The 15060-nt window shown below is 69.0% G+C and carries 18 protein-coding genes; 10 read left to right on the forward strand and 8 right to left on the reverse strand.

What is annotated here, in order from left to right:
- Nucleotides 1-6: 6 nt before the first annotated feature.
- Nucleotides 7-384, reverse strand: a complete 378-nt coding sequence (locus QOZ99_RS04045; protein WP_306888655.1) for a hypothetical protein — start codon at nucleotides 382-384, stop codon at nucleotides 7-9.
- 257 nt (nucleotides 385-641) lie between these two features.
- Here QOZ99_RS04045 and dusA point away from each other — a divergent pair, with 257 nt between their 5' ends.
- On the forward strand, nucleotides 642-1670 hold the full coding sequence (gene dusA, locus QOZ99_RS04050; protein WP_306888656.1) for a tRNA dihydrouridine(20/20a) synthase DusA: 1029 nt from the start codon (nucleotides 642-644) through the stop codon (nucleotides 1668-1670).
- Nucleotides 1667-2503: a sulfite exporter TauE/SafE family protein gene (locus QOZ99_RS04055; protein ID WP_306888657.1), complete on the forward strand. Its 837-nt coding sequence runs from the start codon at nucleotides 1667-1669 to the stop codon at nucleotides 2501-2503. The genes dusA and QOZ99_RS04055 overlap by 4 nt, the downstream gene beginning before the upstream one ends.
- 17 nt (nucleotides 2504-2520) lie before the next feature.
- Here the strand turns inward: QOZ99_RS04055 and QOZ99_RS04060 are convergent, their stop codons facing one another.
- Genes QOZ99_RS04060 through bluB form a run of 4 tightly spaced genes read right to left on the reverse strand, consistent with a single transcriptional unit; the run spans nucleotide 2521 to nucleotide 4982 of the window.
- A complete protein-coding gene (locus QOZ99_RS04060) occupies nucleotides 2521-3249 on the reverse strand; it encodes a TIGR02281 family clan AA aspartic protease (RefSeq protein ID WP_306888659.1) in 729 nt (242 codons plus the stop codon).
- Nucleotides 3246-3422, reverse strand: coding sequence for a DUF1289 domain-containing protein (locus tag QOZ99_RS04065; protein ID WP_306888660.1), 177 nt, complete (start codon nucleotides 3420-3422; stop codon nucleotides 3246-3248). The genes QOZ99_RS04060 and QOZ99_RS04065 overlap by 4 nt, the downstream gene beginning before the upstream one ends.
- Before the next feature lie 20 nt (nucleotides 3423-3442).
- The gene (gene cobS / locus QOZ99_RS04070; RefSeq protein ID WP_306888661.1) at nucleotides 3443-4270 is read right to left on the reverse strand and encodes an adenosylcobinamide-GDP ribazoletransferase; all 828 of its coding nucleotides are present in this window, start codon (nucleotides 4268-4270) and stop codon (nucleotides 3443-3445) included.
- 16 nt (nucleotides 4271-4286) lie between these two features.
- Nucleotides 4287-4982, reverse strand: coding sequence for a 5,6-dimethylbenzimidazole synthase (gene bluB, locus QOZ99_RS04075; RefSeq protein WP_306888662.1), 696 nt, complete (start codon nucleotides 4980-4982; stop codon nucleotides 4287-4289).
- Between the two features lie 73 nt (nucleotides 4983-5055).
- On the opposite strand from bluB, the gene cobT reads away from it, so the two are divergent.
- Genes cobT through QOZ99_RS04090 form a run of 3 tightly spaced genes read left to right on the forward strand, consistent with a single transcriptional unit; the run spans nucleotide 5056 to nucleotide 7318 of the window.
- Entirely contained in the window at nucleotides 5056-6078 is a 1023-nt protein-coding gene (gene cobT, locus QOZ99_RS04080) for a nicotinate-nucleotide--dimethylbenzimidazole phosphoribosyltransferase (protein WP_306888663.1), read from the forward strand.
- 3 nt (nucleotides 6079-6081) lie between these two features.
- The gene (locus tag QOZ99_RS04085; RefSeq protein WP_306888664.1) at nucleotides 6082-6606 is read left to right on the forward strand and encodes a thermonuclease family protein; all 525 of its coding nucleotides are present in this window, start codon (nucleotides 6082-6084) and stop codon (nucleotides 6604-6606) included.
- Between the two features lie 40 nt (nucleotides 6607-6646).
- Nucleotides 6647-7318 carry a uracil-DNA glycosylase family protein gene (locus QOZ99_RS04090; protein ID WP_370876789.1) on the forward strand — a complete coding sequence of 224 codons (672 nt, stop codon included), beginning with the start codon at nucleotides 6647-6649 and terminating at the stop codon, nucleotides 7316-7318.
- On the opposite strand, the gene QOZ99_RS04095 is transcribed toward QOZ99_RS04090, so the two are convergent.
- Both QOZ99_RS04095 and QOZ99_RS04100 read right to left on the reverse strand, forming a co-directional pair.
- Nucleotides 7300-8046, reverse strand: a complete 747-nt coding sequence (locus QOZ99_RS04095; RefSeq protein ID WP_370876790.1) for an ABC transporter permease — start codon at nucleotides 8044-8046, stop codon at nucleotides 7300-7302. The genes QOZ99_RS04090 and QOZ99_RS04095 overlap by 19 nt on opposite strands.
- Before the next feature lie 2 nt (nucleotides 8047-8048).
- Entirely contained in the window at nucleotides 8049-8774 is a 726-nt protein-coding gene (locus QOZ99_RS04100) for an ABC transporter permease (RefSeq protein ID WP_306888665.1), read from the reverse strand.
- 483 nt (nucleotides 8775-9257) lie between these two features.
- Between QOZ99_RS04100 and QOZ99_RS04105 the strand changes: the two genes are divergently transcribed.
- Nucleotides 9258-10448 (forward strand): Mrp/NBP35 family ATP-binding protein, encoded by a 1191-nt coding sequence (locus QOZ99_RS04105; protein WP_306888666.1) that lies wholly within the window; start codon nucleotides 9258-9260, stop codon nucleotides 10446-10448.
- A gap of 7 nt (nucleotides 10449-10455) precedes the next feature.
- Nucleotides 10456-10746, forward strand: coding sequence for a putative quinol monooxygenase (locus QOZ99_RS04110; protein WP_306888667.1), 291 nt, complete (start codon nucleotides 10456-10458; stop codon nucleotides 10744-10746).
- Nucleotides 10747-10756: 10 nt separating this feature from the next.
- On the opposite strand, the gene QOZ99_RS04115 is transcribed toward QOZ99_RS04110, so the two are convergent.
- Nucleotides 10757-11467, reverse strand: coding sequence for an ArsR/SmtB family transcription factor (locus tag QOZ99_RS04115; RefSeq protein ID WP_306888668.1), 711 nt, complete (start codon nucleotides 11465-11467; stop codon nucleotides 10757-10759).
- Nucleotides 11468-11588: 121 nt separating this feature from the next.
- Here QOZ99_RS04115 and QOZ99_RS04120 point away from each other — a divergent pair, with 121 nt between their 5' ends.
- The 3 genes from QOZ99_RS04120 to QOZ99_RS04130 all read left to right on the forward strand — a co-directional run bounded on the left by QOZ99_RS04120 (nucleotide 11589) and on the right by QOZ99_RS04130 (nucleotide 15038).
- Entirely contained in the window at nucleotides 11589-12494 is a 906-nt protein-coding gene (locus tag QOZ99_RS04120; protein ID WP_306888671.1) for a DMT family transporter, read from the forward strand.
- A 155-nt stretch (nucleotides 12495-12649) separates the two neighbouring features.
- Nucleotides 12650-13738: a TRAP transporter substrate-binding protein gene (locus QOZ99_RS04125; protein WP_306888672.1), complete on the forward strand. Its 1089-nt coding sequence runs from the start codon at nucleotides 12650-12652 to the stop codon at nucleotides 13736-13738.
- Nucleotides 13739-13949: 211 nt separating this feature from the next.
- A complete protein-coding gene (locus QOZ99_RS04130; protein ID WP_306888674.1) occupies nucleotides 13950-15038 on the forward strand; it encodes a TRAP transporter substrate-binding protein in 1089 nt (362 codons plus the stop codon).
- Nucleotides 15039-15060 lie beyond the last annotated feature (22 nt).

Here is a 15060-nt window from a genome sequence, read left to right on the forward strand (position 1 = left end):
AATCGCTCATTCAGTCCTCTCCAGTGCGCGCGCGGCAATGTTCCGGCGCACGGATCGTCGCCGGAAGAATGGACGGGTAAGCCGATTCCGTCCCATCCCGGTCGCATGGATGTATCCGAAGTCCATGCTCACCGTGACCGGACCAGCCCCTCCCTTCGCGCGGTCCTTGCCGTACTTGATAAGGCGCTCGCGGTCGAACTCGCCGATCTTCAGAGCGCCGCGCGCCTCGTCGATGGCGGTGAGGCAGAAATCCTTGGAACGACGGATCCTGATCCCCACCTCGGCCATGTCCCGGCGGTGGAGCTCTACGAGATCGCGGAAGCGTTTCGCGTCGCACGACCTGCGCGAAATGGCGGGTTCCTGGCGATCGATGCGGCGCTCCATGTCGAGCGCCCATATGTCGAGCGCCTATATGTCTAGCGCCCATGCCTCGGCATCCCTCCGGCGCAGGAACGTCTCGTTGACGTACGGCCCTTCCGACGGATCTGGGCTCTCCAGGAGCGCGATTTTAGTTTAGTGAGGGTAGCCAAGCCGTGTGCGCTCCGTGTGCACTCACGCGTCGAAAAATCGGAAATTGGGGCGTATCGTGGCGGAAAATCGAGTGTGCACGACGAGCCCCAACTCCCCAAAGTTACAAAATAATGTCGAAAAATCAATCATTTAGATTTTCCGTGGCGCCGATGATGGATTGGACCGACCGGCACTGTCGGGCGTTCCATCGCACGCTGTCGTCCCACGCGCGGCTCTATACGGAGATGGTGACGGCCAATGCGGTCATCTTCGGGGATCGCGAGCGGCTGCTCGGGTTCTCCGATGTCGAGCATCCGCTGGCGGTGCAACTCGGCGGATCGGAGCCGGAGGCGCTGGCCAAGGCGGCGCGGATCTGTGCGGACTGGGGCTATGACGAGATCAATCTCAATGTCGGCTGCCCGTCCGACCGGGTGCAGGGCGGCAATTTCGGCGCCTGCCTGATGCGCGATCCCGCGCTGGTGGCGCGCTGCGTCGCGGCCATGAAGGCGGAAGTCGCCATCCCCGTCACGGTGAAGTGCCGTATCGGCGTTGACGAGCAGGATCCCGAACCCGCCCTGGATGCGCTGGTCGACGCCGTGCTGGCGGCCGGTGCGGACGAGTTGATCGTGCATGCCCGCAAGGCGTGGCTGCAAGGCCTGTCACCCAAGGAGAACCGCGACGTGCCCCCGCTCGACTATGATCGTGTGCACCGGCTCAAGCGGCGCTTGCTCAAGCAGCATCTGCCGGATGTACCGGTGAGCATCAATGGCGGAATCCTGACGCTGGACGCGGCGCAGGCGCAACTCGCCCATGTCGACGGGGTGATGCTGGGGCGCGCCGCCTACCAGAGCCCGGAGATCCTGCTCACCGTCGATTCCCGGATGTTCGGCGCAAGCGATGGGCATGCGGACGGTTTCGCGGCGGTCGAGGCCTTCGAGCCCTATATCGCCGCGCATCTGGCCGCGGGCGGGCGGCTGCACGACATTACCCGCCACATGCTCGGCCTGTTTCCCAGCCGGCCCGGCGCGCGCGCGTTCCGGCGCATGCTGGCCACCGAGGGGGTCAAGCCCGAGGCGGGGCTGGCGGTGCTGCGCGCGGCGGTGAACGAGGTGCGGGGTGCGCAGGCGCGCGCGTCGGAGCGGCGGGCTCTGGTGGCATGATGCTCGCTCTGCCCTGGGATTACCTGCTCTGGCTGGCCGGCGCGCTGCTGGTGGCGGGATTCGCGACCGGCATCCTCGCCGGGCTGTTCGGCATTGGCGGCGGGGCTATCCTGGTGCCGGTGCTCTATGAGGTGTTCGGCGCCATCGGGGTGAGCGATGCCGAGCGCATGCATGTTTCGGTCGGCACCGCGCTGGCCATCATCGTGCCGACCGCGCTGCGCTCCTTCTTCGCCCACCGCGCCCGCACGAAAGTCGACAATACCGTGCTGCGGCAATGGGCGCTGCCGCTCGTGCTGGGCGTCGTCGCCGGCACCGGGCTGGCGGCCATCTCGCCGGACACGGTGCTGAAGATCGCCTTCGTGCTGTTCACCGTGCTGATGTCGTCGAAGCTCCTGTTCGGGCGCGACAGCTGGATTCTGGCCGATCGTCTGCCCGGCCGGCTCGCCATGTCGGCCTATGCCTTCGGCATCGGCGCGGCCTCGCCGTTGATCGGCATCAGCGGCGGCGGCATCGCCACCGTGGTGCTCACGCTCTACCGCGTGCCGATCCATACGGCGATCGCCACCTCGGCGGGGCTCGGCGCGCTCATCGCGGTGCCGGGCACGCTCGGCTATATCGTCAGCGGACTGCCGCATCTGGCGCAGCTGCCGCCCTTCTCGCTCGGCTATGTCTCGCTGCCCGGCCTCATATTGGTCGGCGGCGTGGCGACGCTCGCGGCCCCGCTCGGCGCGCGGCTGGCGCACCGCTTCTCCAAGCGCCAGCTGGAGGTCGGATTCGGGCTTTATCTGCTGATTGTCGGCCTGCGCTTCGTGTTCGCTCTGGCGGGGCTCTGAACGCCGCCCGCGCTCTCTCAGGGCGAGCCGGCCTTCGCCCGCATCACCAGCTTCTCGCCGCGGATCTCGAAGCTGCCGAGCCGCGACAGAAAGCTCATGCCGAGCAGGCTGTGCTTGAGCGAGCCGGGGCTGGCGATCAGCGCGGGCACCTTGCGCTCGGCGATGCTGCCGGCGATTTCCACCTTGTCGAGCACCACGGCGGCGGCGCGCCCGCGCCCGTTCGCGGTGTCGATCGGGATGTCATATTGCAGGAACTCGATCGGCAGGCCCACCGCCACCGCATCCTCGGGCGTCAGCACCATGCTGGAGGCTCCGGTATCCACCAGCATCGGAATGCGGTTGCCGTTGATCTCGACGCGCACGTTGAAATCGCCGTCGCGCGCGCGCGCCACCTCCACCGCCGGCGTGCCGTCCTTGGCCAGCGGCACCGCATAGCCCGGTGCGAGTTCGGCCAGCACGCGATAGGCGGCGGCGTGAATCTCGAAGCGGTAGGTGTAGCCGGTGGCGAGGAAGGCGAAGATGAACACCCAGAGGACGGCGGCGCGCAGCAACTCGCCGATGCGGCCGGTCAGCACCGTGAAGGTTATGGCGCCGAGCACCAGCGCCAGCGAGCCATAGCCCACCGCATGGACGAGGTCGCCCATGTCGAGGCCGGCCACGGCGCCATATTGCGCGGCCCAGACGAGCAGGCCGATGCCGCTCGCCAGCCCGAGGATGACGGTCCACAACAGGCGGTCGGCATTCATCGGCCGCTCTCCGCGGTGGGGAGAGCGGCGAGGCGGGCCATGATCGCGCGCCGCTCGGCTTCGCTCATGCCGCTCCAGGCGCCGATTTCCGCCAGCGTCCGGCCACAGCCAAGGCACTGCCGGCCGCTCACGTCGAGCGTGCAGATCGAGATACAAGGCGTGGAGACCGTCATCGGCATCGGAATCGGTACGCTTAGGGATGCCGGGAGAGGATAAGCAGACCCGTCAGGAAGGCAATCTCGACCACCAGCACAGCCGCACCGGCGACATCCCCCGTTTGCCCGCCGAATTGGGCGCGGGCAAGGCGGACGAGGGCGAAAAACCCCGCTGCCGCAAGGAGAAGGCCGCCGAGCAGCGCCCGCGCGCCAAGGCTGGGGACAACCGCCATGGCGGCGATGGCCAGCGCCGCCGCCAGCCCCGCCGCGAGCGCGGCGCCCGCGGGGCGCCCGGCGCGGCGCGACAGGCCCTCCGCCCGCGCCGGGGGGAGGGCGGCGAGCATGGCCAGCGCCCCGACCCGCGAAAGCGACAGCGCCGCCACCAGTGCCCCGGCCACCGCCGGCACGCCATGCAACGCCAGCGCGTGCAGCGCACCGGCGCGCAGCGCGAAGCTCACCACCAGCGCCAGCACGCCGAAGCTGCCGATCCGGCTGTCCTTCATGATTTCCAGCCGCCGCGCCAGCGTCCCCCCCCCCAGCGCATCGGCGGTGTCGGCCAGCCCATCCTCGTGAAAACCGCCGGTCACGATCATCAGCGCGGCCAGCGCCAGCGTGGCGGCGAGAAAGCTGCCGAGGCCCAATCGATCGGCGAGGGCGAAGACCAGCGCGCCGACCAGCGCGATCAGCGCCCCGGCGACAGCGAAGGCCGGCGCCATCTGGCCGAGTTCGCGCCTCTCGTCTGCCGACCGCTCGAAGGGCAGGGGCGGGATGGGCAGCCGCGAGAGGAAGCGCAGCGCCGCCGGCACGTCGCGAACCGTGTCGCGCAGGATTTGGCCGAGTCCCTGGCCGAGCACGGGAATGGGCATGGCGGGCGAGCTTCCTTCAGCGCTCCAGCAGGAAATCGGCCGGCGGCCGCCTGTGCTCCCAGCCGGCGCGCTCCAGTTCGGGCACGTCGGACGGTTCGCAGGGATAGCCGATGCAGAGATAGCCGACCAGCCGCCAATGGGCGGGCACATCGAGCGCCGCCGCCACGGCCACCGGATCGAGAATCGACACCCAGCCGACGCCGATCCCGCGTGCCGCCGCCGCCAGCCACAGCGTGTGGATGGCCATCACGGCGGAATAGGCGAGCGTTTCCGGCATGGTGGCGCGGCCGAGGCCATGGCCCGCCGGTGGATCGGGCTCGACGAACACCGCGAGATGCTCGGGCGCCTCGTCGAGCCCGGCGAGCTTGAGCCGGGCATAGAGCGCGGCGCGGCTCGCCGGCTGGTCCGCCAGCGCCGCGGCGTTGCAGGCGGCGAAGATGGCGCGCACCGCGCGGCGGCGCGCGGGCGCGCCGACCCGCACGAAGCGCCAGGGCTGGCTGAGCCCGACGCTGGGCGCCTGCATGGCCAGCGCGATCAGCGCCGCCAGTTCGCCCGGCGCCAGCGGCGTGGGCCGGAAATGCCGCACGTCCCGCCGCCAGGCGAACAGCGTGTCGAGCCGCGCGCGAAAGGCTGCGTCGAACAGGGGAGGGTGGAGGCTTCCGGTTGACGGCGCGGGAGGCGCGTCGTCCGGTTTGGGGGGTTGCGCGTGCATGTGCGAGGGTCTACCCCGCCGCCGCGCCCGACGCGATCCCCCGTGCCGGGCGCGCATCACGAACGAGGCTTCCATGCTGCGCTCCGCCACCGGCCTGCCCTTCGACGACATCCGCAACCTTGTTGCCCAGATGCCCGGCCCGGATGAGGCGGCCCGCGCCGCCGCGCGGGCGCGCCAGAACCTGCTGGTGAAGCCGCCCGGCGCGCTCGGGCGCCTGGAGGACATCGCCATCCACATGGCCGGCTGGCAGGGCCGCGAGATCCCGGTGGTGAACCGGCCGACGGTTGCGGTATTCGCGGCGACCCACGGCGTTGCCGGGCGGGGCGTCTCGCCTTACCCCTCCGACGTGACCAAGCAGATGGTTGCCACCTTCACGGCCGGCAGGGCGGCGGTGAACCAGATCTGCGGCGTGTTCGGCGCGGGACTGCGGGTATTCGACCTCGCGCTTGACCTGCCGACCCCCGATATCGTCGAAGGCGACGCGTTCACCGAGGCGGAATGCGCCGCCACCATGGCGTTCGGCATGGAGGCGCTGGCCGGCGAGCCGGACCTTTTGAGCCTCGGCGAAATGGGCATCGGCAACACCACGGTGGCCGCCGCCATCTTCCACGGCCTCTATGGCGGCGAGGCTGCCGAATGGGTGGGTCCGGGCACCGGCGCCATCGGCGAGACGCTGGCGCGCAAGATAGAGGCGGTGCGGGCGGCGGTGGAACGTTCGCGCGGGCATCTCGACGACCCGCTGGAGGTTCTGCGCAAGCTCGGCGGGCGCGAGATCGCCGCCATGGCCGGCGCCATCCTCGCCGCGCGCCTGCAGCGCGTGCCGGTAGTGCTGGACGGCTATGTCGTCACCGCCGCCGCGGCCGTGCTCAAGGCGATGGACCCGGGCGCGCTCGACCATTGCCTCGCCGGCCATGTTTCGGCCGAGCCGGCGCATCGCCGTGTGCTGGATCAACTGGGCCTTGTTCCGCTGCTCGACCTCGGCATGCGGCTGGGCGAGGGCTCCGGCGCGGCGCTGGCGATCGGCGTCGTCAAGGCGGCGCTGGCCTGCCATTCCGGCATGGCGACCTTCGCGGAAGCCGGCGTGGCGGACGCCTGAACCTTGCCCCGGCTCTATCGACGCCCGCGCGGCGGCTGGCGGCCAAGCACGCGGCTTTCCATCCTGTTCGCGGTGGTGCTGGTGGGGATCGCCCTCCTTGTCCAGCATTTCGTTCCCCCGCTGACCGGCGCGGTGCGGGTGGCGGATGGCGACAGCCTGGAAGTGGCGGGCGAGCGCGTGCGCCTCGGCGGCATCGACGCGCCGGAACTGCACCAGTCCTGCGGGCCGGCCGGCAAGGGCTGGGCCTGCGGCGAAAAGGCGAAGGCCGCGCTGGTGGCGCTGGTCCGGGATGCTGATATCCGCTGCCGCCCGGTGGACGAGGACCGCTATGCCCGCGCTGTCTCGGTCTGCGAGGTGGATGGGCAGGATATCGCCGCCCGCCTCGTGGAGCAGGGCTGGGCGGTGGCGACCGGCCTGTCCTATCGGCGCGAGCAATCCGCCGCCCGCACGGCGGGGCGGGGCATCTGGTCCGGCCCGTTCGACCTGCCGGCGGACTGGCGGGCCGCCCATCCGCGCCCCCCGTCCTGAGCCGCTTTCGAACCGGGGCTGCCGCGCCTATCTAATGCCCATGCCCGCCATGCCCCCGACCGAGACGCTCGATACGCTCCTCGCGCAGATCCGCGCCTGTCGCGCCTGCGTCGAGCATCCGCTGGGCCGGCCGCTGCCGCATGAGCCGCACCCGGTGCTGCATATGGGGGCGAGGGCGCGCATCCTGATCGCCGGACAGGCGCCGGGCACAAAGGTGCATGCCTCCGGCCTGTCGTTCAACGATGCGTCCGGCGAGCGGCTGCGTTTCTGGCTCGGCGTCGACCGCGCCACCTTCTACGACGCGGAGACGATCGCCGTCGCCGCCATGGGCTTCTGCTTTCCCGGACAGGATGCCAAGGGCGGCGACCTGCCGCCGCGCAAGGAATGCGCGCGCCTCTGGCATGACCGGCTGTTCGCCGCGCGCCCGCCCTTCGACCTCGTGGTAGCCGTGGGCGCGGACGCGCAGGCCTATCATCTGCGGCGCCTCGGGCTGGAGCGCTTTGCCGGGGGCGGGCTCACCGAGCGGGTGGCGCGCTGGCGGGAGATCTGGGCGGCGGCGGGGGAGACGCGCGTGCTGTCTCTGCCGCACCCGTCCTGGCGCAATACCGGTTGGCTGAAGCGCCATCCCTGGTTCGAGGCGGAACTGCTGCCGGTGCTGCGGGCGGAAGTGGCGCGCCTTCTCGGGCAGCCCCCTCAGCGCGAGAGCAACTGATGCCGGTTGAGCCGGCGTTCCAGCACGTTCCACACCCGGCGCACGATTTCCACCATCAGCAGGTAGAGCGCGGCCGCCCAGAGATAGACCTCCATGTCGTAGGAGCGCGAGAAGGCGAGGCGGGTGACGCCCATCAGGTCGTACACCGTCACCACGGAGGCGATGGCGCTGGACTTGATCATCAGGATCAGTTCGTTGCCGAGCGGGCGCAGGCCCACCGCGTAGGCCTGCGGCAGGAGAATGGTGCGGTAGATCTGGTAGCGCGTGAGCCCCATCGCCTTGCCGCCCTCGGTCTGCCCGACCGGCAGGCTCTGGATGCCGCCGCGCAGGATCTCGCACTGGTAGGCGGCGGTGTTGAGCGTGAAGGTGAACACCGCGCAGTTGAACGCGTCGCGGAAGAACCACCACAGCCCGATATCGGTCAGCGGCTGACGGAACTGGCCGGCGCCGTAATAGATGAGAAACGTCTGCGCCAGCAGCGGCGTGCCGCGGAAGAAATAGGAATAGCCGAAGGACACGGACCGGGCGACCTTGCCGCCCTCGATGCGCGCAATGGCCAGCGGCAGCGACAGCACCGCGCCGATCCCCACCGACAGGAAGACCAGTTGCAGCGTTACCCAGATGCCGCCGAGAAAGCGCAGCCCGTAGCGGTCCATCAGGTCCGCGTTCAGGCCGATGGCGCTCATCAGCCAGAGGAAGCCGTCGCCGGCCTGGGCAAGAAGGCTCATGATCATGCCTTGCCTCCCGCGCGCTTCAGTCCGCGGTTTGCCCGCTGCTCGGCCTTGGTCAGCACGAGGCTGGAGGCGATGGAGAACAGAAGGTAGATGAGGCAGGCGACGAGATAGAAGAAGAAGGGCTGCTTGGTGACGCCCACCGCGATGGCGGTCTGGCGCATCAGGTCGTTGATGGCGATGACGGAGACCAGCGAGGTGTCCTTCATCAGCACCATCCAGTTATTGGACAGGCCGGGCAGGGCGACGCGCCAGAGCTGGGGAAACACCACGAGGCGGAAAGCGTTGAACCGCGACAGGCCGAGCGCCGCAGCCGCCTCCTTCTGCCCGCCCGGCACGGCGCGCAGCGCGGCGAGGAACACCTCGCTGGAGAAGGCCGCCAGCACCAGCCCCAGCGCGGCGACGCCGGCAAGGAACTGGTTGACCTCGATGGTCGCGCCCTCGACGAAATAGCCGGCGACGCGCGAGAACAGCATCTGCCCGCCATAATAGACGATGAACAGCGTGAGCAGTTCGGGCAGGCCGCGAAACACGGTGGTGAAGGTATCCGCCGCGGCCCGCAGTGCCCGCGACTGCGAATCCTTGGCCAGCGCCACGGCGAGGCCGAGTGCGAAGCCGAAGGGCAGCGTCGTCAGGGCGAGTTCCACGGTCAGCAGGGCGCCGCGGGCGATTTCATCGCCCCAGCCATCCGGGCCGAAGGAGAGCAGGCGTAGGAGGTCCAGCATCGGGAGGGAGGCGCTCCGCAACCGGCCGGTGGCCGTTGCCGTGGGACGGGAGCGCCATTCCGGAAGCCTTGGCCCGGAACGGCGCGCGGAACGTCAGTCGGCGCGGGAGCGCAGAGGCACGGGCCGGGCCGGCGCGCCGCCCGAGGCGGGCGCGACGACGGGACAAACCGCCGCGAAACGGGTGACGAGGCTCATGCTGTTCCCCTCTGCCATTGTGTTCCCCTCTGGAAGGTGGGGCCGGCGCCGGCTGTGTTTTTGTTCCGGCTCGCGCAATGCTGGCACTTTTGCCCGCCCCTGCGCAACGATGCCGATGCAATAACGATCATAATCGCGAATGATGGAGAATTAAGCAGAAAACTGCGCCGGACGGCGGCGTGTCCCCGCCATACGCACAACTGATCGGCCGATGTGCATCGATGGGTTGACGCTGTGGGCGCGCTGGTGTCTCACCGCTTGAAACGACATGGAAGGAGCGTGACGATCATGGCGGTAACCGCAGATGAGGTTCGTGCCCGGCTGGCGCAGATTTCCGCGCCCAACGGCCGGCCCGTGACCGAGACGGGTGCGCTGTCGGACATCCTCGTGTCGGACGGCAAGGTCTACATGTCCATCACGGTCGATGCCGGCGAGGCGCAGGCGTGGGAGCCGGTGCGCGCGGCGGTGGAGCGCACCGTGCGCGGCACGCCCGGCGTGACCTCGGCGCTGGTGGCGCTGACGGCGGAGCGCAAGGGCGGCGCGGCGCCGGCGGGCGGCAGTTCCACCCAGCCGGTGCGCGTCTCGGGGCAGGGCGGGGGGCATTCCCACGCCGGCCATTCTCACGCCGGTCATGCCCACGCGCAGCCGCCGGCCGATCCGCAGAAGGAAACCCCCGGCCTGCCGGGCGTCGGTGCCATCATCGCCGTGGCGTCCGGCAAGGGCGGCGTCGGCAAGTCGACGCTGGCGGCCAATCTCGCGCTCGGCCTGTCGTCGCTCGGCCTCAAGGTCGGCCTGCTCGACGCCGATATCTATGGCCCCTCGGTGCCGCGCCTGATGGGCCTCAAGGGCAAGCCGGACGTGGATGGCCGCATGCTGCAGCCGCTGCAGTCCTGGGGCCTCAAGGTCATGTCCATCGGCTTCCTCGTCGAGGAGGAAACGCCGATGATCTGGCGCGGGCCGATGGTGATGTCCGCCATCAGCCAATTGCTCAAGGAAGTGAACTGGGCGCCGCTCGACATCCTCGTGGTCGACATGCCGCCCGGCACCGGCGATGCCCAGCTCACCATGGCGCAGCAGGTGCCGCTGGCCGGCGCGGTCATCGTCTCCACCCCGCAGGACCTCGCGCTGATCGATGCGCGGCGCGGCATCGCCATGTTCCAGAAGGTGAACGTGCCGGTGCTCGGCGTGGTCGAGAACATGAGCTATTTCATGTGCCCGCATTGCGGCACGCGCTCGGACATCTTCGGCCATGGCGGCGCGCGCCACGAGGCCCAGCGCCTCGGCGTGCCCTTCCTCGGCGAGGTGCCGCTGCAGATGGCGATCCGCGAGACTTCCGATGCCGGCCGCCCGATCGTGGCGACCGCGCCCGACAGCCCGGAAGCGCAGATCTACCGCAACATCGCCCAGGGTGTGCGCGAGGCGCTCGCCGCCCGCCGCGCCGGCGCGCGCGCCGCGCCGCGCATCGTGATGGAAAGCTGAGGCGCGCGTGCTGAAGGTGATCGCCCAGGATTTCATGCGGGTCGAGAGCATCGACCTCGTCCTGCCGCTCTATCGGGAACTGGTGGAAAAGACCCGGCAGGAGGCGCACTGCCTCGCCTACGATCTGTTCATCGACCAGAAGGACCCCGGCCATTTCGTCTTTGTCGAGGAATGGCCCGACCGCGCGGCGCTGGACGCGCATTGCCGCACGGAACACTTCACCCGGCTGGTGCCGCTGATCAACGCGCACCAGCGCCAGCCATGCATCATCACGCTGATGGAACCCGTCGCGGCCTGAGCCGGCCTTTTCAGGCGCTCGGGCTGGCCCAGTCCTGCGGCAGGCCGAACGCATCGATGAAGCCGCGACGGCCCGCCGGGGTGATGGCGAGCGCGCGGCTGCCGGTCGTGCGGCGTACCCAGCCGCGCGCCAGCGCATGCGCCAGCAGCGCCGCGCCGAGATGGCCGGCGAGATGGGGCCGGCGCTCGCTCCAGTCGAGGCAGGTGCGGCAGAACGGACGGTTTGAGGCGCCCGCGAGGTCGATGCCGATATCGCACAGGAAGGCGCGGCCGCCCTCGGTGATGAGCCCGGCGCCATCCGCCAGCACGATGTGGTCGCCGCCGGTGAGGGCATCCGCCAGCGCGATGCCGAGCCGGCCGGCCATGTGATCATAGCAGGTGCGCGCCAGCCGCAGCGCCTCGTCCCTTGGGCCGGGCGGGCGGTGGCGCTTCGGGCCGGCGGCGGCGACCGCCATCAGCGCCTCCAGGGCATGGGCGATCTGCGGCGAGGCGAGCCGGTAATAGCGATGCCGCCCCTGTTTCTCCACCGCGATGAGGTCGGCATCCAGAAGCCGTGCGAGGTGCCCGCTGGCGGTCTGCGCGCTCACCCTCGCATGGCTTGCGAGTTCGCCCGCCGCCAGCGCCTGGCCGCCCATGAGGGCGGCGAGCATGTTGGCGCGGGCGGCATCGCCGATAAGGGCGGCGACCTGCGCGATGGCGTTGGCGGAGGCGATGTTGGTCATGACGGCAGATTATCGACGGCACGGGCCTTCGTCACCGGCTCATGGTTCGGCCGGGACCGAAGCATTGGCGGGCGGGGAGGGGCTAGAAGACGGACCCTCCCGTGAATCGCCGGATGCCCGCATGAAGCCCCCCGTTTCGAACCTCGCCACGAATTTGTGGCTGCTGCTGGCGCTCTCCACCCTGTGGGGAGCGTCCTATACCTTCATCAAGATCGGCGTGGAGACCATCCCGCCGGTGACGCTGATCGCGGCGCGCACGCTGATCGCCGGGGTGGTGCTGCTCGCCGTCATGGGGTATCGGGGGCTCGCGCTGCCGAGGGGCGCGCCGATATGGCGGCGTTTCCTGTTTCAGGCCTGCCTCAACAGTGTCGTTCCCTTCACGCTGATTGCCTGGGCCGAGACCTCAACCGATGCCGGCCTCGCGGCGATCCTCAATTCGATGACGCCGATCTTCGCCTTCCTGATGACCGCGCTCATCACCCGCCACGAGCCGGTGACGGGCGCCAAGATGTTCGGCGTGGCCGTGGGACTGGCCGGCATCTGCCTCGTGGTCGGGATGCAGGCGCTGCAGGGCGTGGGGCGCGAAGTGTGGGCGCAACTCGCCATCGTGCTCGCCACGCTCTGCTATGCCGGCGCGGCGATCTTCGGGCGCAACTTCCGCGGGCTCCACCCCATCCTGCCGGCGGCGGGATCGCTGGTCTGCGGCGCGGCGATCCTGCTGCCGGCAAGCCTGATCGTCGACCGGCCGTGGACACTGGCGCCCTCGCTCGCCTCCGTCCTCGCGCTGCTGGCGCTGTCGGTATTCTCGACCGCGCTGGCCTTCGTGATCTATTTCCGGCTGATCGACACGCTGGGCTCGGTCGGCACCACGGCGCAGGCCTATCTGCGCGTGCCGATCGGCGTCGCCATCGGCGTGCTGGTGCTGGGCGAGAGCCTGAGCGGCACGGCCTGGGTCGGCCTGGCCTGCGTGGTGGCCGGCGTCGCGGCGATGACGCTGCCGGCGCGACGGGCCGCGGCAATTGAATAGCCGGCAGTGATCGCGATACTCGACTTAAGGCGAAAGCGGCTCGCCGTTGCGCAGCGGCAAGGCGTGGCGTAACTCTAGTTCAAGAACAAGCAATTCGTGTGCGGAGGTGCGCAAATGCCCAACCGTGCCGAGAGGGATCCCACCAGGAGAGACGAATGAAGCGCCGTCAGTTTTTGGCCGCCGCCGGCACGGGCGTCGCGGCGACAGCCCTTGCCGCGCCGGCCATTGCCCAGTCCGCCCCCGAGATCAAGTGGCGCCTCGCCTCCAGCTTCCCGAAATCGCTCGACACCATCTATGGCGGTGCCGAAGTGATGGCGAAGATGGTTTCGGAACTGACGGACGGCAAGTTCCAGATCCAGGTTTTCGCGGCCGGCGAAATCGTCCCCGGTCTGCAGGTGCTCGACGCTGTGCAGAACAACACGGTCGAGATGTGCCACACCGTCTCGTATTATTTCGTCGGCAAGGATCCGACCTTCGCCATCGCGGCGTCGGTGCCGTTCGGCCTGAACGCCCGCATGCAGAATGCCTGGCTCTACCAGAATGGCGGTAACGAGCTGTTCAACGAATTCTACAAGAAATACAACGTCTTCGGCCTGCCCTGCGGCAATACCGGCACGCAGATGGGCGGCTGGTTCTCCAAGGAAATCAAGACCCCCGCCGACCTCAACGGCCTGAAGATGCGCATCGGCGGCATTGCCGGGCAGGTCATGGCGAAGCTCGGCGTCGTGCCGCAGCAGATCGCCGGTGGCGATATCTATCCGGCGCTGGAGAAGGGCACCATCGACGGCGCCGAATGGGTCGGCCCCTATGACGACGAGAAGCTCGGCTTCTACAAGGTGGCCAAGTACTACTATTATCCCGGCTGGTGGGAAGGTGGCCCGACCATCCACGCCTTCGCCAATCTCGAGAAGTTCAATTCGCTGCCGAAGAACTACCAGGCGGCCCTAGTGGCGGCGACCACCTATGCCAACACCATCATGCAGGCGCGCTATGACGTGCAGAACCCGCCGGCCATCAAGCGGCTGGTGGCGAACGGCACGCAGCTGCGCCCCTATCCCACCGACGTCATGGAAGCCTGCCTGAAGGCGACCAACGAGCTGTGGGCGGAAATCTCGGCCAAGAACCCGGATTTCAAGAAGGCGATCGACGCCATGCAGGCTTTCCGCAACGAGGAATACCTGTGGTGGCAGGTGGCCGAGTACACGTTCGACAGCTTCCAGATCCGCACCCGCCCGCGCGGCTGACGACAGACGGCTGACGGCTGAACGCGGAACGCCGCCCCTCTACCGGACGCCGTCCCGGCCGCTGCCTGGCGCAGGGCCGGAACGGCGTCCGCCCGGGAGGCGCCCGCCTTGATATCGCTGCCATCCCGGGCGCGGTCCGCCGGTCTCGTCCGCGATGACGTGAACGGGGCGGTGTTGCGCAGATCGGGCGGCCTGTGGCAGGACATTCCGCATGAAACGTCGTGACCTCATTCGCTCCGCCGGGCTCGGACTTGCCGCCTCCGCGGTCGCCGCACCCGCCATCGCCCAGAGCGCGCCGAAGGTGCAGTGGCGGCTCACCTCCAGCGTGCCCAAGGTGCTGGACGCCATTTTCGGCGCCAATGAGCTGGTGTCGAAATATGTGAGCGAGGCCACGGACGGGCGCTTCGTGATCCAGAACTTCGCGGCCGGCGAGATCGTCCCCGGGCTTCAGGCGCTCGATGCGGTGCAGAACGGCACCGTCGAAGTGGCGCAGACCCCGCTCTATTACTACACGGGCAAGGATCCTACCTTCGCCTGCTTCACCACCATGCCGTTCGGGCTCAATGCCCGCCAGCAGAATGCCTGGTACTACCATGGCGGCGGGCGCGAGCTGCAGGACGCGTTCCTCGCCAAATACAACCTGGTCGGCTTCCTCGGCGGTAATACCGGCACCCAGATGGGCGGCTGGTTCCGTCGGGAAGTGAAGGACCTTTCCGACTTCAAGGGGCTCAAGTTCCGCATCGGCGGCATTGCCGGGCAGGTCGTGGCCAAGCTCGGCGTGGTACCGCAGCAGATCGCCCCCGGCGACATCTATGCCGCGCTGGAAAAGGGCACCATCGACGCCTGCGAATGGGTCGGGCCTTATGATGACGAGAAGCTCGGCTTCGTGAAGGTGGCGCCCTATTACTACTATCCCGGCTGGTGGGATGGCGGGCCGACCATGAATGTCGTGGTCAACCGCGGTAAATGGAACGAGCTGCCCCGCTCCTATCAGGCGATCTTCGAGGCGGCGACCGCCTATGCCAATGCCGACATGCTGGCGAAATACGACGCGCGCAACCCGGCGGCGCTGCGCCGGCTGGTCGGCGCCGGCGCGCAGCTGCGCCCGTTCCCGCAGAGCTTCCTCGATGCGTCGTGGACCGCGACCAACGAGCTTTACGCCGAACTGAGCGCCAGGAATGCCGAGTTCAAGAAGGTGATCGACGCGCTGATCGCCTTCCGCAACGAGGAATATCTGTGGTGGCAGGTCGGCGAATATCCCTATGACGGCTACATGATCCGCGCCCGCTCGCGCGGGTGACGGGCGTCGTCTCTCCAAGGAA

Source organism: Ancylobacter amanitiformis, from assembly GCF_030814815.1.
GTDB classification, from domain to species: Bacteria; Pseudomonadota; Alphaproteobacteria; order Rhizobiales; family Xanthobacteraceae; genus Ancylobacter; species Ancylobacter amanitiformis.

Coding starts and splice junctions, on each gene's coding strand:
- QOZ99_RS04045 (WP_306888655.1), bottom strand. CDS start 384: ATGGAGCGCCGCATCGATCGCCAGGAACCCGCCATTTCGCGCAGGTCG.
- dusA (WP_306888656.1), top strand. CDS start 642: ATGTCGAAAAATCAATCATTTAGATTTTCCGTGGCGCCGATGATGGAT.
- QOZ99_RS04055 (WP_306888657.1), top strand. CDS start 1,667: ATGATGCTCGCTCTGCCCTGGGATTACCTGCTCTGGCTGGCCGGCGCG.
- QOZ99_RS04060 (WP_306888659.1), bottom strand. CDS start 3,249: ATGAATGCCGACCGCCTGTTGTGGACCGTCATCCTCGGGCTGGCGAGC.
- QOZ99_RS04065 (WP_306888660.1), bottom strand. CDS start 3,422: ATGACGGTCTCCACGCCTTGTATCTCGATCTGCACGCTCGACGTGAGC.
- cobS (WP_306888661.1), bottom strand. CDS start 4,270: ATGCCCATTCCCGTGCTCGGCCAGGGACTCGGCCAAATCCTGCGCGAC.
- bluB (WP_306888662.1), bottom strand. CDS start 4,982: ATGCACGCGCAACCCCCCAAACCGGACGACGCGCCTCCCGCGCCGTCA.
- cobT (WP_306888663.1), top strand. CDS start 5,056: ATGCTGCGCTCCGCCACCGGCCTGCCCTTCGACGACATCCGCAACCTT.
- QOZ99_RS04090 (WP_370876789.1), top strand. CDS start 6,647: ATGCCCGCCATGCCCCCGACCGAGACGCTCGATACGCTCCTCGCGCAG.
- QOZ99_RS04095 (WP_370876790.1), bottom strand. CDS start 8,046: ATGAGCCTTCTTGCCCAGGCCGGCGACGGCTTCCTCTGGCTGATGAGC.
- QOZ99_RS04100 (WP_306888665.1), bottom strand. CDS start 8,774: ATGCTGGACCTCCTACGCCTGCTCTCCTTCGGCCCGGATGGCTGGGGC.
- QOZ99_RS04105 (WP_306888666.1), top strand. CDS start 9,258: ATGGCGGTAACCGCAGATGAGGTTCGTGCCCGGCTGGCGCAGATTTCC.
- QOZ99_RS04115 (WP_306888668.1), bottom strand. CDS start 11,467: ATGACCAACATCGCCTCCGCCAACGCCATCGCGCAGGTCGCCGCCCTT.
- QOZ99_RS04120 (WP_306888671.1), top strand. CDS start 11,589: ATGAAGCCCCCCGTTTCGAACCTCGCCACGAATTTGTGGCTGCTGCTG.
- QOZ99_RS04125 (WP_306888672.1), top strand. CDS start 12,650: ATGAAGCGCCGTCAGTTTTTGGCCGCCGCCGGCACGGGCGTCGCGGCG.
- QOZ99_RS04130 (WP_306888674.1), top strand. CDS start 13,950: ATGAAACGTCGTGACCTCATTCGCTCCGCCGGGCTCGGACTTGCCGCC.